This window comes from Cytobacillus pseudoceanisediminis, assembly GCF_023516215.1.
Lineage (GTDB): Bacteria > Bacillota > Bacilli > Bacillales > Cytobacillaceae > Cytobacillus > Cytobacillus pseudoceanisediminis.
This window is the reverse complement of the sequence record NZ_CP097349.1, coordinates 3,253,472-3,276,433: the sequence shown is the minus strand read 5'-3', so window position 1 is coordinate 3,276,433 and position 22,962 is coordinate 3,253,472. Positions and strand designations below refer to the sequence as shown.

The window sequence follows — 22,962 nt, the reverse complement described above, 5'->3', positions numbered from 1 at the left end:
ACAATTTTGTCATGTTGGGGGAAGAATCGGCATAAACGTGTCCAATATAAAATAAGGCTCTTTGCTTACATAATGGTATTTTGCGCCTATCAATGTTGTCCGTTGATTTCCTCTAGGCTGCCCGCTTTCCGCGGGGTCTCACTTGTCCCCGCTACTCCCGCAGGACATTGAATAAGCTTCCTCGGAAAAACACCGCACGAGGAATATGCGATAGCATTTCGAGGATCTCGCACCTTTCGCTACAATCAACTCAGCATATAATATACAAAATGTAACACACCTTGCGAAACAGCCTAAAATGAAGAAAAACAAGCGGTTCACATTAGTGAGAAACTGCTTGTTTTTGCATTGATCTTTATATGCATTTTTTTGAGATACTGTTTCTCTGCGTAACTTTGACTGTGTACCGATCCTTGTTTATAGTGGCTTTTTTCTTTCCTCATAAAACGAAAATGCCAGCGCATATAAAGGCAGGCACCAATATAATAGAGGGCTGACCACCATACATGCCAGCCCTTATAAACTACGTAGCCAAAGTAACTGGAGAGGACTTCGTAACATACAGAAAAACCGACCCAAAACAAAAGGTAAAGCAAAAATTTCTTCCTAGGTTTAGGCATGAAGTTTACATATAGGATTCCAAATGTTGCTGGCAAGGTGATTTCAATAAACAAATCAAATGGCTGGGGGCCTGAATCCATTAAGTCGTATAGGTCTAACACATGGCCAAAAATTAAATCTGCAAGAAGCACATTTACAGTGACAGCCAGCCAGGTTGTGTAAAGCTCCTGCCGGGTTAATTTTAACGGAATAATGAACAGCAATATGGAGTTGATAGCAAGTGTTGTAATTGTATAGATATAGACCATACAGATTCTCCGGGTTTTTATATATTTATGTCTTATCTATCTTGCCCTCTTTTAAAATTTTATCTGCTTATTTGGCGGTAAAGTGAGTTTCTATTAAAAGTATATCTTTTACGATAATGAGTCCTATTTACATTTGGACTGGAACCTAAAGATAAGTTGATCCAATATCTGACTGTTTTTTATAGTCTCAGGATGCTCTAATCCTTTTTTTATTCCAGTTTCAATAAGTGTTTTTCTAAAAAGTTGAATCTTTTTTCTAAGTTCACTGCAAAAATGACACATTGATTTACTCCTTTAAATAATAAAAGTCCAGGAACTATTATTGCAAACAAAGGAAAAACATTGAATCATTTCGACAAAACTAGTCTCTAACTGACAAAAAAATTATGAATAAAAGGTCAGAGAGTGATTTAGAAGGATTAAATTCCCAATAAATGCAAATAATATCTAAAAAACTTTCCGGAGTGGAAAATGATCTTACAAATTACCTCAGTTGTTCTGTTTAATTTTATTATATATAAGACCATTAAGGGGATATCAGCCAATAAAATTGTCCATATTTGGATTTTTACTATTGCATTCCAATTATTATTTGATATTTTTATCGATTTGAAATACAAAGGATACTGGTACTTTACACAAGAGATAGATTGGGTAGCATTTCCTGCTTACACAATCTTAGTCCCGCCAGTAAATTTGATGTTTATCAATTGGTATCCTTTTACGGGTTCTTTCATGAAAAAGATACGCTACTTTATTATTTGGGAAATCTTTTTCCTGAGCTATGAAGCTGCTGCCATGCTGCCTCATCCATTTGGTTTCTTTCATTATGGATGGTGGAGTATATGGCATTCTGCCATTGTTAATCCGATTTTATTAACGATACTAATAGGGTATTACAAATGGATTAGTGCATTAGAAAAGAAAGCTTGTGTCTAAAAAGGGCTGCTGAGGCAGCTCTTTTTTCCTATTCTCCTTATGGCATAATTTTCTAAGACAAAGGAGTGAGAGGATGCAGAAAGTATTCATTATTGAGGATGATCCGAAAATCGCGGAGCACCTGCAGTCACACTTAGTGAAATATGGCTATGAAGCTGCGGCTGCGGAACAGTTCGATAATGTGATGGGGGAATTTCATAAGCATAAACCGAATCTTGTGCTCCTGGATATTAATCTCCCGAGCTTTGACGGCTATTACTGGTGCAGGCAAATCCGGAAGGAGTCGATTTGTCCGGTTATCTTCATTTCCGCACGGGTAGGGGAGATGGACCAGGTGATGGCGCTTGAGAATGGCGGCGATGATTTCATCACCAAGCCGTTCCATCCGGAAATTGTGATGGCGAAAATCCGCAGCCAGCTTCGGCGGGCTTACGGGGAATATGCCACGCAGGCCCAGGAACGAGTTCTCGAGGCAGAGGGATTGAAGCTGTTTCCGGAAAGGCTGGAATTGTGTTTCCGTGATAAAACCGTTCCGCTGTCCAAAAAAGAAGCTGATATTATTGAGAATTTACTGGAGCGGTACCCGCGTGTGGCCGGCCGTGAAGACTTGCTGGAAAAGCTGTGGGATGAACAGGTCTATGTGGATGAAAATACGCTGAATGTGAATATGGCGAGGGTAAGAAAAAATTTGAGGCAATCGGGCTTTCAGGAGCGGTCGAAACAGTGAGAGGCGCAGGCTACCGTTTGATCGTAACCTGGTGAAAGGCTGGAGAAACATGAAATTATTCCTTAAAGAGCATGCGTTACTAATCGCTGTACAGGTCGTTCAATTTTTTATAATTCTGGCCATTTACTGGCTGGATGGCTATCGTCATCTATTGCCAGCCCTCTATGGCATCTTTCTCGGGTTATTCCTTCTCACGGCCTATCTGACATACCACTATTTTAGCCGCCGCAAGTTTTATAAGAGGCTGACGGAGGAACTTGCTTCCCTTGACGATTCCTTTCAAACAACAGAGAACTCACCGATTTCACAGGCGCTGGATCATCTGCTGAAGGAACAGTACAGACATTACCAGACGAGAATTAAAGAGCTGGAATCCAGGCAGGAGGAGCATCTTAAGTTTATGGATCAATGGGTCCACCAGATGAAAACCCCGCTTTCTGTCATTGAACTGATTGCGCAAAACTTGGATGAACCTGATTCCTCCAGTATTCGAGAAGAGACGGACCGGATGAAAACGGGCTTGAACACCATCCTCTATATGGCGAGACTCCGGACGATCGAACAGGATTTTCATATCAAACCTGTACACTTATCCCAAATCATTCATGAAGTGAATGGAGAAAACAAACGGCTTTATATCCGGAACGGGGTGTATCCAAATCTCCTGCAGGAGAAGCAGGACATGATCGTGGAGACAGATGAGAAATGGCTTTTCTTTATGCTTTCTCAGCTGATCAATAATGCGGTCAAGTATTCCAGAGGGAAGAGCAATCGAATTGATATTTCCATTTTTGAAAAAAACGGAGAAGCTGTTTTAGAAGTGAAGGACTTTGGCGCCGGGATCCCGGAAGCAGACAAGCGCCGTGTGTTTGAACCCTTTTATACGGGTGAAAATGGACGGAAATTCAGAGAATCCACAGGTATGGGGCTGTACTTGACGAAGGAGGCAGCCGATCATCTTGGCCATCGCATTGAGCTGGAATCCAAGATGGGGGAAGGGTCTCTTTTCCGGCTGATCTTTGGAAAAACACAGAACCTTACAGCCTTGTAAGGTAAGTGAAAGAGAAATCGATTTTTTGAAATGGGTATAGTAGATATACTGATCACAAGTCAACTGAATGTGAAAGGAGAACTTGTGATGCTAAAAGTGAAGCAAGTAAGCAAGATTTATGAAGGAAAGATCGCCTATCGTGCGTTAACAGATATTAACTTAACCATTGATGAAGGTGAGTTCGTCGGAATCATGGGTCCTTCGGGAAGCGGAAAAACGACACTGCTGAACATGATTGCCACCATTGATGAACCGACAACAGGGGAAATCCTGATCAATGAAAGAAATCCCCATGTCTTAAAAAAGAGGCATTGGCCCAATTCCGCCGCCGTGAATTAGGATTTGTCTTCCAGGACTTCAACCTTCTTCATACCTTGACGGTTGAAGAAAATATAGTCCTGCCGCTAACATTGGACGGGAAAAAGTGAAGGAAATGAAAGACAAGGCATACGAAATCGCTGAAAAACTGGGAATTACAGGCATTATGAAAAAGCGGACGTATGAAATATCAGGCGGACAGGCGCAAAGAGCCGCTGTGGCTAGAGCGATGATTCATACGCCGAAGCTGCTGCTGGCGGATGAACCTACAGGGAATTTGGATTCCAAGTCTTCCAAAGATGTAATGGAAATGCTTGAGTCGATTAATAAGACTGAGAAGACAACCATGATGCTCGTCACACATGATGCGCAGGCCGCGAGCTATTGCAACAGGGTCATTTTTATCCGCGACGGAAAATTCTATTCGGAGATTCACCGCGGTGATAACCGCCAGGCCTTTTTCCAGAAGATCATCGATACACTTTCTTTGCTTGGAGGGGATGCACATGACCTTTCGTCAGTTCGCGTTTAATAACGTCATACGGAACAAACGCTTATATGCAGCCTACTTCCTCAGCAGTTTATTTACAGTTATGGTCTTCTTTACCTTCTCGATTTTTGCGAATCATCCAGCATTAAGCGGGGATGGCATGAACTCAACTGTAACGAAGGGAATGAATGCAGCAGCAGGCATTATCTATGTGTTTTCGTTCTTTTTTGTTTTATATTCTATGAGTTCTTTTCTGCAGTCCCGGAAAAAAGAGTTTGGGTTATTAATGATGCAGGGCATGTCCATGAAACAGATTCGTCTCATGGTGTTTTTGGAAAATATGCTGATTGGCTTTCTGGCAACCCTAAGCGGAATCCTCCTCGGTGTTGTATTTGCAAAGGCGATTTTGCTGCTGGCTGAAAATGTGCTGATTATTGAGCGGGCACTGTCTTTTTATTTTCCAGTGAAGGCCATCCTGATCACCTTCATTTCTTTTATTATTTTATTTTTCTTTATCTCCTTATTTGTGACGTATGTACTGCGCAGCAAAAAGCTGATTGAATTAATAAAGGGAAATAAAATGTCAAAGGGTGAGCCAAAAGCAAATCTTTTCTTAACGATGCTGGCTGTCCTATTATTAGGTGCGGGGTATGCTGTTGCACTAATCGCAAAAGGGTTAGTCGTTGTAGCGGCAATGGTGCCGGTGATCATCGTTGTCTGCATTGGCACCTACCTGTTATTTACGCAATTAAGTGTTTATATTATTAGAAGATTAAAGAAGAATGAACGTGTTTTTTGGTTTAAGACCAATATGCTGCTGTTTTCAGATCTGGCCTTTCGCATGAAGGATAATGCGCGAACCTTCTTCATGGTTGCGATGGTTTCAACAGTTGCGTTCAGTGCAATTGGTTCTTTATTCGGTTTTCAAACCGTGCTGACCTCAAACATAAAAAATGTCAATTCCACAACGTTTTCCTATAAAACTTCTGAAGAAAATGAAGTGAAGAATGTTGAGTTTATCAATCAAACGTTAAAGGAAGAAAAGATTGAAGCGGATTCGGAGCATACTATTTTACGCTACTTTGAAGTTGGCGAGGATTCCATTCTGATTGCGGGTCAATCCGATTTTAACCGCTTTGCCGCGCTCATTGACGAAGATCCGATTGACTTAAAAGACGGGCAAGTAATGACAGTTGAGTTTGAAGGGACCAACTTCGGGCAAACGAAGGAACTCCTGAATGAAACGATTACACTGAAGTCCGGCACTGTTTTAAAGCCAAAGGAAGTCATTCATTCGAAAGCACTGCCGGCAACAGATTCCTATTTTATCGTGTCAGATGTAGACTATCAAAAGCTTCCTGAACCAGAGTTTCAGGAAAGCTATTACGCCTGGCAGGCAACAGATGGAGAGGAAAGGGTAATGGCTGCCTCTGAAAAGCTGTACAAGGAACTGCCAAGATATGAAATTACATCAGTAGACTACGAAATATATGAGATTATGAAAGGCTACGGGCCCATTTTATTTGTCGGTCTGTTTATCGGGATTGTCTTTTTTGTATCAGCCGGCAGCTTCCTGTACTTCAGGCTCTACATGGACCTGGATGAAGATAAACAAAAATTCAGATCGATTTCCAAGATGGGGTTAACCGAGAAAGAGCTGAAAAAGGTTTTAAACAGACAGACCATGATTCTGTTTTTCGCACCGATCCTCGTCGCTCTTATCCATGGTGCTGTAGCCCTGACAGCGTTATCGAACCTGTTCTACTTTAACCTGTTTAAGGAATCAGTTGCTGTTCTGAGTGTTTTCCTGGCCATCCAGGTTGTTTACTTCTTTATAGTGCGCTTTTTCTATACGAAGCAGATAAAGGCATCGATTTAAATTTAATTAGAATTGTGGGGGCCAGATGAATCTGGCCCTTTTTTAATGACAGGGGAGAGGGGAATAGAATAAACCTGGTGCTGATTCGGACAGGAGAAGAGAAAACCCGGTCAGTGTAGTTCGAACCTGATGTAACTTCGGACAAGAAAAGGAGAAATCCGGTCAGAGCAGTCCGAACCTAGAGCAACTTCGGACAGGAGGAGAGGAAACCCGGTCAGTGTAGTTCGAACCTGATGCAACTTCGGACAGGAGAAGGAGAAATCCGTTCAGAGCAGTCCGAACTTGATGCAACTTCGGACAGGAGAAGAGGAAACCCGTTCAGAGCAGTCCGAACCTAGAGCAACTTCGGACAGGAGAAGAGGAAAGCCGGTCGGAGCAGTCCGAACCTGATGCAACTTCGGATAGGAGATGGAGAAACCCGCGCGGAGCAGTCCGAACCTAGACCCACTTCGGACATGAGAAGGAGAATCCGAACAGAAGAGCCGAACCTGATACTCATTCGGGGAAGGAGGGACTCCGCAGTTTTATCATACTCAACCTCACACCTGCATATAGAAAAGGGAAAGTAAATCTATGCAGGAGTGATGGAATGGCAATCTTGGTTACAGGAGGAGCAGGTTATATTGGTTCACATATAGTAGATCTTCTCATTCGAAAAGGGTATGAAACAGTGGTAGTTGATCATTTGGCTGCGGGCCACAGGCAGGCGGTCCATCCAAAGGCAGCTTTCTATGAGGGGGATATCAGATCACAGGATTTTCTGAATAGTGTCCTTTCAGGCGAGCGAATAGAGGCAGTCTTTCATTTTGCGGCCTCATCCCTGGTAGGGGAATCGATGAAAAATCCGTTACATTACTATGATAATAATGTACTTGGTTCTCTTAACCTTCTAAAGGCTTTGGACACGCATAAGGTGAAACAGCTCGTGTTTTCGTCAACTGCAGCCGTATATGGTGAGGCAAAAAGCCAGCCTATACAGGAAGACGCGCCCCTCAAACCGGCAAGCCCGTATGGCGAGACGAAGCTTGCCATTGAACGAATGCTCCATTGGTGGGCGCAGGCATCAGGGGCAAGGTTCGTGTCGCTCCGTTATTTTAATGCTGCAGGGGCAAAAGCTTCAGGGGAAATTGGCGAAGACCATCAGAACGAGACCCACCTGATCCCGATTATCCTGCAGGCGGCACTTGGAAAAAGAGAATCTGTCTCCATTTTTGGAGATGACTATCCAACAAAGGATGGTACCTGCATAAGGGACTATATTCATGTAGAGGATTTGGCTGAAGCCCATCTGCTGGCACTCCGCTACCTGGAAGCTGGAGGGGAAAGCAATGTCTTTAATCTTGGAGGCAGCAAAGGGATCTCTGTAAAAGAAGTGATTGAAACCGCTGCAGAGGTAACAAACAGATGCTTTAAAGTGACGATTGCTCCCCACCGGTCTGGAGACCCGGCAGAACTGGTTGCTTCATCAGAAAAAGCAAGGTCACTGCTGAACTGGCAGCCGAAAAAAACAAGTATCCGCCAGATCGTCGAGGATGCCTGGAGCTGGCACAGGTCCCATCCTGACGGATATCGTAAATCATAAGCGAGCTTGCCTTAAGTATAGTGAAAGCTTTTCCTTCAGTTCAGGTCTTTGCAGGGCATAATCAATCGAAGCTTTAAGAAAGCCGAATTTATCTCCAATATCATAACGCTTTCCCTGGATTAGATACGAATAAATTCTTTCCCGGCGAAGCAAAGCATCGAGGGCATCTGTCAGCTGCAGCTCGCCTTTGCTGTCCGGGCTTCCGTTTTCAAGCATGTCAAAAATTGCGGGTGTTAATATATACCGGCCAATAATTGCATGCGCAGAAGGTGCCTTTTCAGCAGGAGGTTTTTCAACGAGGCTATCCACTTTATATAATGGGCCCCTCTGTTCTGAATAGCCGACAATTCCATACTTATTGACTTCAGACAGGGGGACCTCACTGCATCCGAGGATGCTTGCCCCCGTTTGGTTATACTGCTCAATCATTTGCAGCATGGCAGGAGGTTCCCCATCAATAATATCATCGCCAAGGAGGACGGCAAACGGCTCCCTGCCAATGAACTTTCTCGCGCATAAAATGGCATGCCCCAATCCGAGCGGCTCCTTTTGCCTGACATAATGGATATCAGCCAGATTGGTTATTTGGCGCACTTCCTCAAGCATTTCAAGCTTTCCGCTTTTCTGTAGGAGCAGCTCCATTTCAACCGATTTATCAAAATGGTCTTCAATGGCCCGTTTGTTTCTCCCCGTTATGATGATAATATCCTCAATTCCTGAAGCAATAGCTTCCTCCACAATATATTGAATGGCGGGCTTATCGACAATAGGGAGCATTTCCTTTGGCTGTGCCTTTGTGGCAGGCAGGAAACGGGTTCCGAGGCCTGCGGCGGGAATGACCGCTTTTTTAATCATAAAAATCCCCCTTTCCACTCTATTTTTATGTAGGTGGAGGGTTGTATTATCCCTTCCTGAATATTTTGCCCCTGTTCGTGAACCCTAAAATTGTAAATAATCTTGAACCCAGAGGTGTAGAGATTGCTTTTGAAAAAAATAAAGCCGAGAAAAATCTCCTTATTCTGGCCATGATTGCCCTGGTCCTGTTTGTATCCCCCTATACATATTAGGTGAAGACGCGCATATCCGCGTTCATGATAATCTTGACAGCAATCTGGCATGGTATAAAGTCCTTGCTGAAAGCGGACAGCTGAGAGGACCGATTGACGCTGTCATTCCACAAGTTATGAACGGAAATTTGTCCCGCAATGCGTTTGGCTCGGAATTTACATTAATTGTTTGGCTGTATGCCCTTTTTCCGCCGATGATTGCTTATGCACTCAGCCAGACGATCACAAGGGTGTTTGCTTTTATCGGTATGTATTTGCTTTTGAAAAAGCACTTTCTTAAAGAAGAAAAGTGGGCGCCCATTACGATTGGGACAGCCCTTGCTTTTGCCTTCACGCCATTCTGGCCCTCCGGTATGCTGAGCACGCTTGGGATGCCGCTTGCTCTGTGGGCCTTCTTAAATATCAGGCAGGGGGAAAGGTCGTGGAAAAATGTCCTTGTATTAACCCTATTGCCTTTTTATGCGAGCATTGTCCTTGGGTTTTTCTTTTTTTGAGCGCGATGGGGATCTTCTGGCTGACGGACGTCATCAGGAAAAAAGCATGGAATTGGCCATTTCTTTTATCGATTGTTTATATGACCGGAATTTTTTTCATCGTGGAATACAGGCTGGTTTATTCCTTTCTTTTTGACGATGAGCCAAACAGCCGGGATGAGTACTTCCATGCGAGGCTCACTTTCTGGCATTGCGTCAGGCTGACATTCAAGAACTTTGCTTTGGGGCACCACCATGCTGCCTCGATGCATACTCTGGTCATTCTTCCGCTGATGTTTGTAGCTCTTTTTATGACGCTAAGGCAGAAAAAGGGGAAGAAGGACAAGGTGTTTTTGTTCCTGTTTCTTCTTAACTTTGCCCTATCAGCATGGTATGCCTTCTGGTTTTATAAAGGCTGGCTGCCTCTGACAGAGCGTTTTCATGTTCTTGATACCTTCAACTTTGCCAGGTATCACTTTTTGAGGCCGCTGGTTATCTATTTGCTTTTCGCGCTGACCCTGAAAATCATTTGGTCTCATGGACCGTTCTGGAGGCGCCTTGTTCCGGTTTTTGTGCTTGCACAGATCATGACCGTTTCCTTTTTCAACGAGGAAATTCTTTTTCAGGATAAGCCAACGGTCAGGCAATTTTACGCAGAAGAACAATTCTCGGCTATTAAAGAATACATTGGGCTTCCGCAGGAGGATTACCGGGTGGCAAGCATTGGGCTTCATCCGGCCATTGCCCAGTATAATGGCTTTTACACGCTGGATTCGTATAATAATTTCTACCCCTTAACATACAAATATCAGTTTAGGAAAATCATTGAGAAAGAGCTGAAAAAATAAAACACTCCGAATTTATTTTGATGAATGGGGCGGAAGATGCTATCTCTTCACGGACGAGCTTGGCAAGCATTATATGTTTAAAAAGCGGACGAAAAAAGGCTGAAGAATCTTGAGTTAAATACAGAAGCCTTTAAGGCCATGGGCGGTTCCTATCTTTTTTCATCTGTACCGATCGATAATGCGGAAGAGAATCTGCTTCGGCTGGAGAAGGTTTTTGAATCAAAAAGCTCTGTGTGGAAAATCTACCTTTATAAAGCCATATAAGCAGGAGGAATTAAGAATGACCAACCCAGTACTCACCATCGTAGTTCCTTGCTATAACGAAGAGGAGGTACTGCCGGATACAATTAATCAGCTGAATGGGCTGCTTGAAGAATTGCTGGATGATGAACTTGTTTCTGATAAAAGCAAAATTTTGTTTGTAGATGATGGCAGCAGGGACCGGACCTGGCAGATCATTTATAAGCAGAGCCTGAATAACCCCAGAGTGCGAGGGCTGAAGCTTGCCAGAAATGCGGGACATCAGAATGCTCTGCTTGCGGGCTTAACAGCTGCAGGGAAGGCTTCGGATTGCACGGTGTCCATCGATGCCGATCTTCAGGATGATATTACCGTGATCCGGGAGTTTATCCTGAAATTCCGCGAAGGATATGACATTGTCTATGGAGTAAGAAAAAGAGGGACCGTGATACGTTTTTTAAAAGAAACACGGCACAGGGATTTTATAAAATAATGAAGAAAATGGGTGTCGATCTTATCTATAATCATGCTGATTTCCGCCTGATGAGCAAGCGTGCGTTGGAAGAACTGCAGCGCTATGAGGAAACCAATCTTTTTTTGCGCGGAATTGTGCCTTTGCTGGGCTTTAAAACGGCCAATGTTTATTATGACCGCAAAGAGCGTCTTGCCGGGGAAACAAAGTATCCGCTGAAAAAGATGCTGGCCTTTTCCTTTGAAGGCATTACTTCTTTTTCCGTTACACCGATTCGAATGGTATTGGCATTGGGCATCGGCTCTTTTTGTATAAGCTTTCTTTTTGGCCTCTACTTTCTTGGATTGCGTTATTATGGTGAAACCGAAACCGGCTGGACCTCGTTAATCACCTCGATTTGGATGCTGGGGGACTTCAGCTGACAGCCATTGGCCTGGTGGGGGAATATATAGGGAAGATCTATAAAGAAACGAAACGCAGACCTAAATTCTCTATTGAAGTAGATGCGTTTAATCTGCCGATTTCCCGCCATTTGATTACGGACGGAGACCATGATGATGAGCACGCGGACATTCATTTTGGAACATTATCTGAAACGAACTAATACCTTTATTCGATTTTTGCTTGTGGGAACAGTCAATACAATTGTCGGGCTATCCATGATATTTATGCTGCTGGATTTAGCGGGGCTGACGTATTGGACTGCAACATTTCTGGGGAACAGTATGGGGGCAGCGGTCAGTTATTTCCTTAACAGAACGTTCACCTTCAGGAGCAGGGACAGCCTTCAAAGCAGTGCGGTGCGCTTCATTCTTATTTTGTTTCTGTGCTATATTCTTTCTTATTCCATAAGCGGCATGGCTGCAGAATTTATGCAGACTGTTACGATTCTCAGGCATGATGTTTCACCTGAAGAGCTTGCGGTTCTTTTAGGAGCTGGCATTTACACATTAACTAACTATATCGGACAAAAATACCTCGTTTTTACTAAATAGAGAAAGTGAACTGCCAGTAGAGCAGGTTCTTAGGAGAAGGTTCACAGGGGAGCTAAATTAGTCTCACTTATTAAAGGTGAGACTAATTTTATCATTCATTTACAAGAAAATTGTGGCAAGATAGGAGACTTTCTTTTAATTCATTACTAACCCTTTCTGAATCGTAGGCACAAACGGATAGAAGTTTTGTTTTGGCAACGATTAGATCCGCTTCTTTTTCAGATACCGATAATTTTTTACAGACTTCCGGTTCTTCACGCCATTCGACATGAGCCCAGCTTCTGACAGCTAAATCCTGTTCTGAATAACCTTCAATTAAGTTCGGAAGATAATCGAAAATAGAATTAACTCTAAAGTCCCCCTTGGCATAATAGAAGTCATAATTATTGACGAACATTACTTTTTTCAGACAGTTATTATTCAATTTCTCTGTGAGACTTTTCTTAATCAATGGAGTCATTCGGTCATTTTCTATAATGATGCAGTATTCATTTCGTTCTAAGCCCGAAAGAACAAATTCAATGACATTTGAAATATAGTGGTCCGGATTCTTGAAAAAATATAATACATGTCCCTTAGTAAGGTCTTGAATTTCATGGACTTCTTTTAAATGTAAACTTTCCAAATTTGCACCCCATTGAATTTTGTCATTTTATGCCTGCAAATTTAGTTTATCATACTTTGATATTGAAAGGGTTCACCAGCGAAAGGAGAAACTCTGCTTATTAAGAGCCCTGTTGATTGATTGTAAATCAAATGCAATAGTGTTACCCTGAAACGACATAGTGTTTTTCCCTATGTAAAAAGGAGCGAATACACTATGCTTAGTAAGGAAGAAAACTTACTATTCATTAGAGAACTTGGACGTTTACAGGCTGATTTTGAGAACTGTAGCGATGATCAAGTACGCAACAGCATTCATCAGGATATTCTATTACTTCTTAAGGCACTATCCATGACTGCTATGAAATAGCAGTCTTTTTTATGGTTAATTTCGAAGCTTTTGCATGCCCGCATGGAGAAATAATGTTTTCCTTTTTGTGTTTTCTTGCATATAATTCAGAAAAGTGTTAAACTAAATAAGAATTATTTTTGTTCGGTGTAAAGGATAGTTTGAGTAAAACTTTACGTCTTGATGATCACTGAGAGCAAGGATAGTAACACAATGTGTGTTTATACGCACAAGGAGGCAACAAAAATGGAAAATGGTAAAGTAAAATGGTTTAACAGTGAAAAAGGCTTCGGATTCATCGAACGCGAAGGTGGAGAAGACGTATTCGTTCATTTCTCAGCTATCCAAGGCGAAGGTTATAAATCTTTAGAAGAAGGTCAAGAAGTGACTTTCGATGTTGAGCAAGGTCAGCGTGGAGCTCAAGCAGCTAACGTGCGTAAAGCTTAATTAAAACCAAAACTCAGGGCAGGCTCTTTATGGGCCTGTTTTTTTGTATGTGAAAATAAGGAAGTATTAATTTTGAACGTTGATAACTGTCTAGCTCCAGCTGGTGGACAAGGCGTTACGCTTTTCTAATAAGGAACCCCGCTCACGAATGAGCAGGGCACATGTACACAGTAAATCAAATGGTAAACAAAGTGTATCATATTATTGTGAATTTTCCTAACACCTTTGATAAAGATGGACGGAAATCCTATCCCCTGATAACCTGCATCATAATTTTAGTGACAAACTGCTCCTTATTATTCTGTACAACGGTATCATAAATGTACTCTTCAAAAACATGCTCCCCTAAGGTTAAATGCAGCCGCTCCATCTCTGAGAAAAACCGCTTATATGTATGGCTGATGGTTTTTTCGCTCCCAACATGATAGCCGATGAGAAAATCACCTTTTACAGCCCGAAAATACGGATGTCCTTCCTTTGGATTTGGCTGCTCGATATACAAGTAACTGTAATTGGAGAATTCCCCTTTCAGCACCTGTTCCCGCTTCGTTATAGTTCCAATCGGATACCCTGAATCAAGCTGTGAGATCTGCAATTCATTAATGAAATCCGAGATGACCTCCCCAAATTCTTCATCAGATATATTTTGGATGTTCCTGCTTAGATAGAGGGTTGCTTCCGGCAATGGCTGAAGCGCAATTCGATTAAAATCAAGCTTGGAAGCTTCTTCCATTAATCCGATTTTGGCCTCGATCATTTTCTCCTTCATTTCGATCTCCTGCCGTTTTTTTATAATCTCTTCTTTTTTCCGGTACATGATGGATAAAAAGCTTTCGGGCGATTTGTTTTGCATATACTGCTGAATATCGTTAAGCGACATGCCAAGATCCTTTAATAAATCAATCACAAAAAATAACTCTAATTGATGAATGGAATAATAGCGATAGCCTTTTTCACTTTTCTTTACAGGGGACAAAATCCCGATTTGATCGTAATAAAAGATTGTCTGCTTGTTAACCTTGCAAAGCTTTGCGAATTCGCCAGTCGTTAAATATTTGCCATCTTTTTTACTCATTTTTTACATCACCGCCCTTGACTATATAGTTACTATATACACTAGGATAAAACGTATAAATAAATCAAGTTTGACTGTTTTGTAAGGAGCATGATATAGATGAAGACACAAAAAATCACTTTAGGTTTATTATTGACGAATTTATTCATAGCCTTTCTGGGAATTGGCCTGGTCATTCCTGTTCTGCCTACATTGATGAATGAATTGGGCATAACGGGCACAACGATCGGGTATTTAACAGCCGCATTTGCATTGGCTCAGCTTATTGTTTCCCCGTTTGCAGGGAGAGCAGCCGATAAATGGGGCAGGAAAATCATGATTGTCACGGGCCTATTTATTTTCGGTTTATCGGAGTTTTTATTCGGGATCGGCCAAGAGATCGAGGTGCTATTCGTTTCCCGGATCTTGGGCGGAATTAGTGCGGCCTTTATTATGCCGGCCGTGACAGCCTTTATCGCGGATATCACGACGACGGATACCCGTCCAAAGGCACTCGGGTATATGTCAGCGGCCATTAGTACGGGATTTATTATCGGTCCCGGCATCGGCGGATTTTTAGCGGAATTTGGAACGCGTGTGCCATTCTTCTTTGCAGGAGCAATGGGTGCACTGGCAGCTGCGCTTTCGATGATTTTATTATCTGAGCCTGAACGAAGTGAAGAAGAAAATCAAGAAGGGGCTGCAGAGGGCAGAAGCGGCTTCAGACGCGTAATGGAGCCAAAATATTTCCTGGCCTTTATTCTGATTTTCATTGCCTCATTTGGGCTGGCTGCGTTTGAGTCATTCTTTAGCTTATTTGTGGATCACAAGTTTGCTTTCAAACCATCAGATATCGCCATTGTGATTACAGGCGGAGCCATTTTCGGAGCTGTATCGCAAATTCTGCTGTTTGACCGCCTGACCCGTATTTGGGGAGAAATCAAACTGATCCGCTACAGCCTAATACTATCCGGACTGCTTGTGTTTTTAATGACTGTAGTGCATTCCTACTTCGCGATTTTACTTGTAACATTCATTGTGTTTGTAGGATTCGACTTATTCCGTCCGGCTGTCACTTCCTATCTTTCCAATATCGCCGGCAATGAACAAGGCTTCGTGGGCGGCATGAACTCGATGTTTACAAGTCTGGCGAATATCAGCGGACCTATTATAGGAGGGATGCTGTTTGATATCGATATTAACTACCCATACTATTTTGCGACGGTCATAATGGCATTGGGGATTGGGCTGACCCTGCTCTGGAAAAAGCCTGCAGAGAAGGCATCCAAAGTGGTGAAAGCAGTATAGCAGCTAATTAACATACTCATTCCACAAAAATAAAAGAGTTCAGGATATAATAAAAGAATATTAATTACCTGAAAGTGAGTTGATTTATTGTGGATACTCAAATAACTGCGAAATTAAAAATAAATAAGCCAGCCAGCGAGGTGTTTGATGCCATCGTTGACCCAGTTAAAATCGGTCATTTCTGGTTCTCATCGAGTTCCGAAAGATGGGCACAAGGCAAGTCCATTACTGTGAAATATGATGAATATGGCGCAGAAGGCATTTTAAATGTATTAGATTTTGAGGAAAATAAGAAAATCGTGTTTTCATGGGGCGGAGAAACGAATGAAGAAACAGTTGTTGCCATTACACTGAATGAGACGAATCATTTGAGTACCATCATTGAGGTGAACGAATCCGGTCTTGACGAAAATGACCCTGAAGCCGTAAGCAAAATGCTGGGGCAAAAAGAAGGCTGGATCTACATGCTGACTTGCCTTAAGGGCTATTTGGAACATGGCATTAGTGATTTGAGAGCAGCTTTAATCCATTAATAAGATTTCGATTCTGTTATCGACTGTACCAGGCGTAATGATTGGGAGGCTTGCATGCTTAAAGCAAAAAGAGTGAATTAACGTCTAATTCACTCTTAGCCTATCATTAACTTTTAGCACCATTATCCGGGTATGGCTGACCGTACCCTTCTACTTTCCCAGCACGCTCTCTTTCGTATTCTGAACCTGAACCTTGACGATTTTCAACTGAGGGTTTCGCTGCTTGCTTCTCTGACTTGCCGTTCTGATGTGACAATATCTTCACCTCCCATACACAGTTTAGATTGCTTAATAATTGTGAAACTATTCAAGTGGGATGAGGAGAAGTGTAGCTGGAGCGATATTTGATAAGAGGGACCGGACATCTGTCCCTCTTTTTACTGTTCGGACAAGACCGGAGGGAATCCGGTTGGAGGAGTCCGAAGCGGGTTTTCCTTCGGACGGATTAGGTAGAAATCCTAGGGGAAGAGTCCGAAGTTGGCGGACCTTCGGACAAGATAGATGGAAAACCAAATGGATGGAGTCTGAAGTTAGTGGACCTTCGGACACAAGAAGGACAAATCCGAGTAAAGGAGTCCGAACCCATACGTTGACATTGCTGCAGAAAACATAAACACGGAAGCGGCTAAATTAGGCATTCCTGTCAAAATAATTGATTTTAAGAACAGGGAAGAATTAATGACAATATCCCCTACTCCTTATGGTGTGTTTTCCGTTGTTTATAAAAAGAAGCTTATTACCTTTCATAGACTGACGGTTCATTCGGCAATCAAGCGGCTGAATGCGATTATGTAAGTAAAAGAATCTTCATCGTACACAGGGAAAGGAATGGGAAGATTTATGTCCGATGTGAGAATACTGCCTGAACCACATAGATATGCAGTCTGTGCTGCAGAAGATATTCCTATTAAGGATTTTTATAAAGGAGTATTTGAAGAAATTTTTGTTTTTTTTCATCCCTTTATCAGACCAAAAATGATGGATTTCGATCTATTTAACCCAGAAACATATCCGGGCAGGAATGAGATAAGAGAACATTGCGAAATGGTTTCTTGGAAACAATTTTTGTCATTATCAGGGATAAAAAGTTATAAACAGTTGGATATTGGCCTAAGGACAAGCATTTTGGGGCTAATAGATGAGCGCCAGGATGTCAAAACAGCTAATATCATTCAAGAGACATGTTTGAAAAATAGAATTGCAGAGCCAGCTGAAGGGGTATTGCCAGAATTTATAATGAACCATTTACTTAGAGGTATAAAAGCAATTGGACACAGCTGGATTTGGCTTGGAGATGAATTTTGCACAGAAAGAAAACTGGAAAATATCGATGATTTAATTAGCGACAACAATCTAATCGACGGCCGTATCAGCCTATTTACTCACGATAATAAAATATTGATAACAACACATTGGGATAGCCATTTTTCTTTATTGTGTTCTGACAAAGTCACTGTAGAATCTTTGGTTGATTCTTGTCGGTTAGAAGGGTTTTATTGTAAAGAAGATACGGAGATTTATTGGAGTTTGTCAGAAGGTAATTAGCATAAAAAGATTTCAAGATAATCCTCCGAAAGCCTGCCAATGACCCACAAGTTAGCTGGCTTTTCAGGTACATATATGCTATGTTGTAAATATATAGTAGACCTTTCTTTATAAACGGGAAAGGTCTGCTTTTTATATATTCAAAAGAAGGATGGTGCATGGAAATGACAGTAGAAATGAAGTTTTGCAAGGTGTTTGATCCCAGCAGGGGGGTTATCTACTATGAACCATAGTATCCCCGCCCTCACTGAAAAAGAGTACTTTATTAAGCAGCTGACGTTTATTGATGATAACTATCAGGATCTGAATAGCCTTTATTTATCTTCCACTCCGCTCAAGGAGAGGAAAAAGGACTTCCTTAGTAATTATGTAAGTGAAGTGGAGAAATACATTACACTTTGTAATCAAGCTCCAGCAGAACCCCTTTGCGAAAAGTATTGATTGGAACAAAGGTAACTGTGTTATTCGACGGGGAGGATGACCGGGAGGATTATCATATCTGTCTGCCCGATCAGTCTGACCCTGATAATGGCTGCATTTCATTCTTATCCCCGGTTGGCAGGCAGCTTCTGTTAAAAAATATGGGTGAACAAACATCCCTGATTATCCCAAGCGGCCAGCTGGATGTAGTTATCGAAAAAATATCATACTGGGACAAGGAGACAGGTTAACGGATATTATTTGGAGCGGAGGGACAAATTTGTCCCTTTGTCCCAGGCGGAGAGAGCTTCCGATTCAAATAATTGACTTCTTAAACTGTAACATATAACATTACAGTAATCTTTCGCTGCCTTCTTGCAGGGTAATTCTCAATTTGCGCAGTTTACTATGCGTAAACAGAAGAAATAAATAACAAACTAGGTTTGAAAGGTTATAAAAAGGAGTGTTTTTTTGTGAATCCAAGCTATAAACCGCTATTAGAATCTCTTAAGATAAAGAATAATGTGGAGTTAAAAAACAGAGTGGTTCTGGCTCCAATGACCAATTTCTCATCCCATGCGGATGGAACCGTGTCAGATGCCGAGATTGATTATTACGTACACCGCTCCAAAGGGGTAGGAATGGTGATTACGGCTTGTACAAATGTGACAGCAAACGGAAAAGGATTCCATGGTGAATTTGGCGGCGATCACGATGGGATGATTCCAAGTCTTTCGAGGCTGGCAGCCAGCATTAAAGAGCAGGGTGCCAAAGCAATACTCCAGATCTTTCATGGCGGAAGGGAATGCCCTCCAGAGCTCGTTCCAAATGGCGAAACAGTCAGTGCCAGTGCGGTTGCATCTGAAGGAAGCGGGAACACTCCAAGAGCACTGACGGAAAAGGAAGTGGAGGACATCATTGCCGCTTTCGGCGAAACAACCCGCCGGGCCATCCAGGCAGGCTATGATGGCGTTGAAATCCATGGAGCCAATGGCTATTTAATTCAGCAGTTCTTTTCTCCGCATTCAAATCGCCGTGAGGACCGATTCGGAGGAAGCCTTGAAAAGCGCATGACGTTCCCTCTTGCTGTGGTGGACGCAGTCCAAGAAGCGGTAAAAGAACATGCGAAAGAGCCATTCATTGTGGGGTACCGTTTTTCACCGGAAGAGCCTACTGAGCCAGGAATCACCATGGAAGATACTCTTCAATTGGTCGATGTACTGTCAGATAAAGGGCTGGACTATCTTCATGTCTCCCTGATGGACTTCTGGTCCAAACCGAGACGCGGGGCTGATGATGCTAAGCCAAGAATTCAGCATCTGTTAGAAAAAATGAATAACCGCCTGCCGCTTATCGGAGTAGGGTCCATTCATACTCCTGATGAAGCTGTAAAAGCACTGGAAACGGGAGTGGCCATGGTCGCCCTTGGCCGGGAACTGATTATGGAGCCGGATTGGGTGCAGAAGGTGCAGGAAGGAAAAGAGTCTGAAATTGCCACCACTTTATCCAAGAAGGATCAGGAAAAGCTGGTCATCCCTGATCCGCTCTGGCAGGCAATTGTAAACACTCCTGGGTGGTTTCCGGTTGTAGATTGAGGATGTCTTCAGGATTGAGCGCTTATATTAAAAAATATTTGAAAAGGGACTGCTGAAGTCCCTTTTCTTTATTTATCAGTGGTGGCCATAATTGTTGGAGAGCAGCAGTCATTAGTGCTTCGAGCTCAAGCAGGAATAAACGCCTTCTTTATTGAAGTTAACAGGGCAGGTTAGCTGCAAACGAAACCTATAAACATATACCAGATATCCATATGAAAAGGGGAGGGCAAATGAACCTGATTGATTTAATGGCAGCCGGTTTCCCAGCAGCCATAGTCATACTAGTGCTTATAGGGTTTTATAAAGTGTTTGTAAAAAAGAAAAGTGTTCAGCCTTTCTATACCCCATTTGATGAAATTACAGGTCAATCTGAAGTGGAGTTTCACGAAGAACAAGAAATCCTGGCTGAAGATGAAATTCAGGGAAATAAAAAGAAGCAGGAGAGAAGAAAAAGGATAGATAGCAGGTAACCTCTCCTGACAAACTCTATCCTTTTTGTTCTAAATTAATGATGATGACCCTGCCCCGCTTCCTGCTTGCCTGTTCCTTTTTGCAGGAATTCCACGTCGCTTTTCGACAGCTCTCCCACAATAAACTGCTTTTGCGGCATGATCAGGCTGCCGCCTTGCTGGGCGTGCACTTTTACAAAGTAAAGGCCATCCTTGTCAAAATCCTTGCTGATGCTGTAGACGCCCCCGCCCTCATTGCCTGCTTCCTCCATCCCATAGTGGACAGTGCCGTCCTGCTTCCAAATTTCGAAATGAACAAAATCAGTATGATCAGCCGGTTTGCCGTCCTGTGTGAGAGTGGCTTTAACTGTTTCCTGTTCTCCGGCTGTAAAAGTGTCCGGTGTTTGTATTTCCAGTTTCAGCGGAGTTTCCTGTTTGTAAAGCTCTGCTGCATTCTCATTAAGTGAACATGCACTCAGAAAAGACAGCAGCAGGATCATAAAGACATATTTTTTCACGGCATTAGACTCCCCTATCATAAACTTACGCATTCAAAAACCTCTTCAACGCTGGTATTCTCCGGATTAAGAAAAAGTCAATTATCAAAACAGCGATGATCGTTAAGCCGACTAATGGGAAGAGGACTCCCATGGCAATTAACAGAAGGAAGAATCCCTTTGTGTTGTTAAACCCAGCTGTTTTTGGTGCGCCCATGTCTTTTTTCGGCTTGCGTTTGAGCCACAAATAATAGCCGCTTACCACCACAAGGATGATGCCAAGGCAGATGAATAAACTGATTAATTGGTTAATCAGGCCAAATTGTGTCCCTTTATGAAGCGTAATTCCCCATGCGACTAGTTTCCCGATCCACCCGTAATGGTCATAGCGGTAATCTGTTAAAACCGCACCTGTATATTGATCGACATGCATCGTAATTTCATCCTGCGCTTTTGGCGGGAAAGCTGAAATTGTATACACTCCCGTTTTATCCTGTGGAATATAAATGGAATAGCTGGGATGGACGCCTTCACGTTCTGCAGCAGAAACCACATCATCAATCGAAAGCGGAATAAATCCCTGAAGGTCTGACACAGGCACGTCCAGATTTTCGGCAGCCCATGGAACATCGGCAATGTCTTTCGTCTGGATGGTTGACTGGGGTCCGCTTCCAACCCAGACACTAGGGGGATATCCTTCCCCGGTATTGGTTGCCATCGATTGAAAGTTTGTGCCCCAGAATCCGGACCAAGGCAATCCTGTCATGATTAAAAAGAGCATCCCAGCAGTGACCCAGAAGGCAGGCACTGCATGCAAATCTCTTCTGAAAGTCTTTTTCCCTCTATTCAGCCGGGGAAAAAGGACGCCGCCCATGCCAGGCCTTTTCTTCGGAAACCATAAATACAGTCCTGTTACAATGAGCACAACTGCCCAGCAGGCCGCCAGCTCTACGATCCGGTCTCCCAGCGTGCCGGCCATCAGTTCCCCGTGAAACTCTTCTATCTTATCCATAATCCGGTCCTCGCTGTTTAAGGCCCCGAGGGACTCACCTGTATAAGGATTGATAAAAACAGTAAGCGATTCATCGTTATTCACAATGCCGACTTCACTTGAACGATCGGCGCTTTCCCCGGGACGGTACACCGTCACTGCTGCAACCGGATATTGATTCTTCACTTCTTCAATCTGCTGTGAAGCTGAAATTTTTTCATCCTGAGGGGTGACTTCATAATAATCCTGATAGAGGACACCCTCGATTTGCGGCTTAAACAAATAGATTGCTCCGGTTACCGCCAGAATAAAAAGAAATGGCGCAAAAATTATGCCCGCATAAAAGTGCCATCTCCAAACCGTTCTGTATAGAGAGGTGTTAGTCTGCGGCGGTTTCTGTATATCAGCCGTTTCTTTAACCGTTTCCATGTCATCAAAAACTCCTCTTCGTTAATCTTCTTTTCATATCTTAAAAGGGGAATGTGAGAAATGAATGAAGTTTTGAAAAAGTTTTTTGGCAAAAAGCTGTCATAACAGCCAGAAACTCTCTTTTTTAGACAAGGGTTTCTAAATATAGTGTTGAATATTATCATGAAAGAACTGGCAAGGGAGTGTTAAGATGATCCATAAACAATTAAAATCACAAAAAAGCATAGAGATTCTGACAAAGGTAAGGGAGATTGCCATTGGTTTTCCTGAAACCGCCGAACAGGCTGATAAATTTGGACATACTTCATTTAGAGTAAAAGATAAGCCTTTTGTTATTTTGGGAGAGAACGAAGAGGGCATTCCGTCCATTGCCATGAAAACATCGAAAGAAACACAGGAATTTTTAGTGCAGGAAGGCAGCCGTTTTTTCAAGACACCCTATATTGGACAGCATGGCTGGACCTCGATTTTAGGTGATCATGAACTAGAGTGGGTTGAGGTTGAAGGCTTGATAAAAGAAGCTTATTTGCGGACGGCGCCTAAATCCATCCTGAAAAACTTGAAAATAGGGGGAGTCCATCCTAGTAGCATAAAACCGACACAAACCGTCATGATTCAGCTAAAGGAAAAGCGCAGTCAATCCGCCTATTAATAAAAGAATGGTACTTGATAGAATGGCGATTTTGCCTGTGCGGTCTGATTTATGAAAAAGTCTAATAAACATTTTCACACCTCACTTTTAGTTAGTTATATTTATAGTACGATTTGGGATTGAAAAAATGTCATGCGCAG

Annotated in this window: 22 protein-coding genes and 4 pseudogenes; 18 read left to right on the top strand and 8 right to left on the bottom strand. The window is 42.6% G+C overall.

Annotated elements, in window-relative coordinates; all coding sequences use genetic code 11:
* Positions 1-317: 317 nt before the first annotated feature.
* Positions 318-869, bottom strand: coding sequence for a hypothetical protein (locus M5V91_RS17560; protein WP_284521386.1), 552 nt, complete (start codon positions 867-869; stop codon positions 318-320).
* A gap of 123 nt (positions 870-992) precedes the next feature.
* Positions 993-1,151: an aspartyl-phosphate phosphatase Spo0E family protein gene (locus M5V91_RS17555; protein WP_019379400.1), complete on the bottom strand. Its 159-nt coding sequence runs from the start codon at positions 1,149-1,151 to the stop codon at positions 993-995.
* 189 nt (positions 1,152-1,340) lie between these two features.
* Between M5V91_RS17555 and M5V91_RS17550 the strand changes: the two genes are divergently transcribed.
* From M5V91_RS17550 to galE, 6 genes and pseudogenes are all read left to right on the top strand, one after another.
* Positions 1,341-1,808, top strand: coding sequence for a hypothetical protein (locus M5V91_RS17550; RefSeq protein ID WP_071158027.1), 468 nt, complete (start codon positions 1,341-1,343; stop codon positions 1,806-1,808).
* A 73-nt stretch (positions 1,809-1,881) separates the two neighbouring features.
* Positions 1,882-2,570, top strand: a pseudogene (locus M5V91_RS17545) (response regulator transcription factor).
* A gap of 14 nt (positions 2,571-2,584) precedes the next feature.
* Complete coding sequence (locus M5V91_RS17540; protein WP_217025854.1) at positions 2,585-3,586, top strand: sensor histidine kinase; 1,002 nt, start codon at positions 2,585-2,587, stop codon at positions 3,584-3,586.
* 87 nt (positions 3,587-3,673) lie between these two features.
* A pseudogene (locus tag M5V91_RS17535) lies at positions 3,674-4,436 on the top strand (ABC transporter ATP-binding protein).
* Entirely contained in the window at positions 4,411-6,273 is a 1,863-nt protein-coding gene (locus M5V91_RS17530) for an FtsX-like permease family protein (protein ID WP_251174045.1), read from the top strand. The pseudogene M5V91_RS17535 and the gene M5V91_RS17530 overlap by 26 nt, the downstream one beginning before the upstream one ends.
* Before the next feature lie 589 nt (positions 6,274-6,862).
* Positions 6,863-7,855 (top strand): UDP-glucose 4-epimerase GalE, encoded by a 993-nt coding sequence (galE, locus tag M5V91_RS17525; protein WP_251174044.1) that lies wholly within the window; start codon positions 6,863-6,865, stop codon positions 7,853-7,855.
* Here the strand turns inward: galE and galU are convergent.
* On the bottom strand, positions 7,850-8,710 hold the full coding sequence (galU, locus tag M5V91_RS17520) for a UTP--glucose-1-phosphate uridylyltransferase GalU (protein ID WP_034297303.1): 861 nt from the start codon (positions 8,708-8,710) through the stop codon (positions 7,850-7,852). The two genes, galE and galU, sit on opposite strands and share 6 nt — an antisense overlap.
* A 170-nt stretch (positions 8,711-8,880) precedes the next feature.
* Here galU and M5V91_RS17510 point away from each other — a divergent pair.
* The 3 genes and pseudogenes from M5V91_RS17510 to M5V91_RS17500 all read left to right on the top strand — a co-directional run bounded on the left by M5V91_RS17510 (position 8,881) and on the right by M5V91_RS17500 (position 11,950).
* Positions 8,881-10,507: pseudogene (locus M5V91_RS17510) on the top strand (DUF6044 family protein).
* A 16-nt stretch (positions 10,508-10,523) separates the two neighbouring features.
* Positions 10,524-11,559: pseudogene (locus tag M5V91_RS17505) on the top strand (glycosyltransferase family 2 protein).
* Positions 11,534-11,950, top strand: coding sequence for a GtrA family protein (locus M5V91_RS17500; protein WP_251263894.1), 417 nt, complete (start codon positions 11,534-11,536; stop codon positions 11,948-11,950). Before M5V91_RS17505 ends, M5V91_RS17500 begins: the two are co-directional and overlap by 26 nt.
* A gap of 91 nt (positions 11,951-12,041) precedes the next feature.
* On the opposite strand, the gene M5V91_RS17495 is transcribed toward M5V91_RS17500, so the two are convergent.
* On the bottom strand, positions 12,042-12,575 hold the full coding sequence (locus tag M5V91_RS17495) for an MEDS domain-containing protein (protein WP_009335137.1): 534 nt from the start codon (positions 12,573-12,575) through the stop codon (positions 12,042-12,044).
* A gap of 573 nt (positions 12,576-13,148) precedes the next feature.
* Between M5V91_RS17495 and M5V91_RS17490 the strand changes: the two genes are divergently transcribed.
* Positions 13,149-13,349 (top strand): cold-shock protein, encoded by a 201-nt coding sequence (locus tag M5V91_RS17490; RefSeq protein ID WP_009335135.1) that lies wholly within the window; start codon positions 13,149-13,151, stop codon positions 13,347-13,349.
* 247 nt (positions 13,350-13,596) lie between these two features.
* On the opposite strand, the gene M5V91_RS17485 is transcribed toward M5V91_RS17490, so the two are convergent.
* A complete protein-coding gene (locus tag M5V91_RS17485; protein WP_019379390.1) occupies positions 13,597-14,424 on the bottom strand; it encodes a MerR family transcriptional regulator in 828 nt (275 codons plus the stop codon).
* A 99-nt stretch (positions 14,425-14,523) separates the two neighbouring features.
* On the opposite strand from M5V91_RS17485, the gene norA reads away from it, so the two are divergent.
* Positions 14,524-15,711 carry a multidrug efflux MFS transporter NorA gene (norA, locus tag M5V91_RS17480; RefSeq protein ID WP_251174043.1) on the top strand — a complete coding sequence of 396 codons (1,188 nt, stop codon included), beginning with the start codon at positions 14,524-14,526 and terminating at the stop codon, positions 15,709-15,711.
* Positions 15,712-15,800: 89 nt separating this feature from the next.
* Positions 15,801-16,244: an SRPBCC family protein gene (locus M5V91_RS17475; RefSeq protein ID WP_217025850.1), complete on the top strand. Its 444-nt coding sequence runs from the start codon at positions 15,801-15,803 to the stop codon at positions 16,242-16,244.
* Positions 16,245-16,350: 106 nt separating this feature from the next.
* Here the strand turns inward: M5V91_RS17475 and M5V91_RS17470 are convergent, their stop codons facing one another.
* Positions 16,351-16,500 carry a hypothetical protein gene (locus M5V91_RS17470; protein ID WP_157380255.1) on the bottom strand — a complete coding sequence of 50 codons (150 nt, stop codon included), beginning with the start codon at positions 16,498-16,500 and terminating at the stop codon, positions 16,351-16,353.
* Between the two features lie 572 nt (positions 16,501-17,072).
* Between M5V91_RS17470 and M5V91_RS17465 the strand changes: the two genes are divergently transcribed.
* The 5 genes from M5V91_RS17465 to M5V91_RS17445 all read left to right on the top strand — a co-directional run bounded on the left by M5V91_RS17465 (position 17,073) and on the right by M5V91_RS17445 (position 20,274).
* Positions 17,073-17,789 carry a DUF2711 family protein gene (locus M5V91_RS17465; RefSeq protein WP_284521385.1) on the top strand — a complete coding sequence of 239 codons (717 nt, stop codon included), beginning with the start codon at positions 17,073-17,075 and terminating at the stop codon, positions 17,787-17,789.
* 222 nt (positions 17,790-18,011) lie between these two features.
* Complete coding sequence (locus M5V91_RS17460) at positions 18,012-18,230, top strand: hypothetical protein (protein ID WP_284521384.1); 219 nt, start codon at positions 18,012-18,014, stop codon at positions 18,228-18,230.
* A complete protein-coding gene (locus M5V91_RS17455; protein WP_284521383.1) occupies positions 18,215-18,460 on the top strand; it encodes a GreA/GreB family elongation factor in 246 nt (81 codons plus the stop codon). Before M5V91_RS17460 ends, M5V91_RS17455 begins: the two co-directional genes overlap by 16 nt.
* A gap of 222 nt (positions 18,461-18,682) precedes the next feature.
* Complete coding sequence (locus tag M5V91_RS17450) at positions 18,683-19,804, top strand: NADH-dependent flavin oxidoreductase (RefSeq protein ID WP_019379384.1); 1,122 nt, start codon at positions 18,683-18,685, stop codon at positions 19,802-19,804.
* A 230-nt stretch (positions 19,805-20,034) separates the two neighbouring features.
* Positions 20,035-20,274 carry a DUF3951 domain-containing protein gene (locus M5V91_RS17445; protein WP_009335129.1) on the top strand — a complete coding sequence of 80 codons (240 nt, stop codon included), beginning with the start codon at positions 20,035-20,037 and terminating at the stop codon, positions 20,272-20,274.
* Between the two features lie 35 nt (positions 20,275-20,309).
* On the opposite strand, the gene M5V91_RS17440 is transcribed toward M5V91_RS17445, so the two are convergent.
* Both M5V91_RS17440 and M5V91_RS17435 read right to left on the bottom strand, forming a co-directional pair.
* Positions 20,310-20,804 (bottom strand): FixH family protein, encoded by a 495-nt coding sequence (locus M5V91_RS17440; RefSeq protein WP_226280685.1) that lies wholly within the window; start codon positions 20,802-20,804, stop codon positions 20,310-20,312.
* Positions 20,797-22,170, bottom strand: coding sequence for a PepSY-associated TM helix domain-containing protein (locus M5V91_RS17435; RefSeq protein ID WP_251174039.1), 1,374 nt, complete (start codon positions 22,168-22,170; stop codon positions 20,797-20,799). The genes M5V91_RS17440 and M5V91_RS17435 overlap by 8 nt, the downstream gene beginning before the upstream one ends.
* 190 nt (positions 22,171-22,360) lie before the next feature.
* Here M5V91_RS17435 and M5V91_RS17430 point away from each other — a divergent pair, with 190 nt between their 5' ends.
* Entirely contained in the window at positions 22,361-22,822 is a 462-nt protein-coding gene (locus tag M5V91_RS17430) for an MmcQ/YjbR family DNA-binding protein (protein ID WP_284521382.1), read from the top strand.
* Positions 22,823-22,962 lie beyond the last annotated feature (140 nt).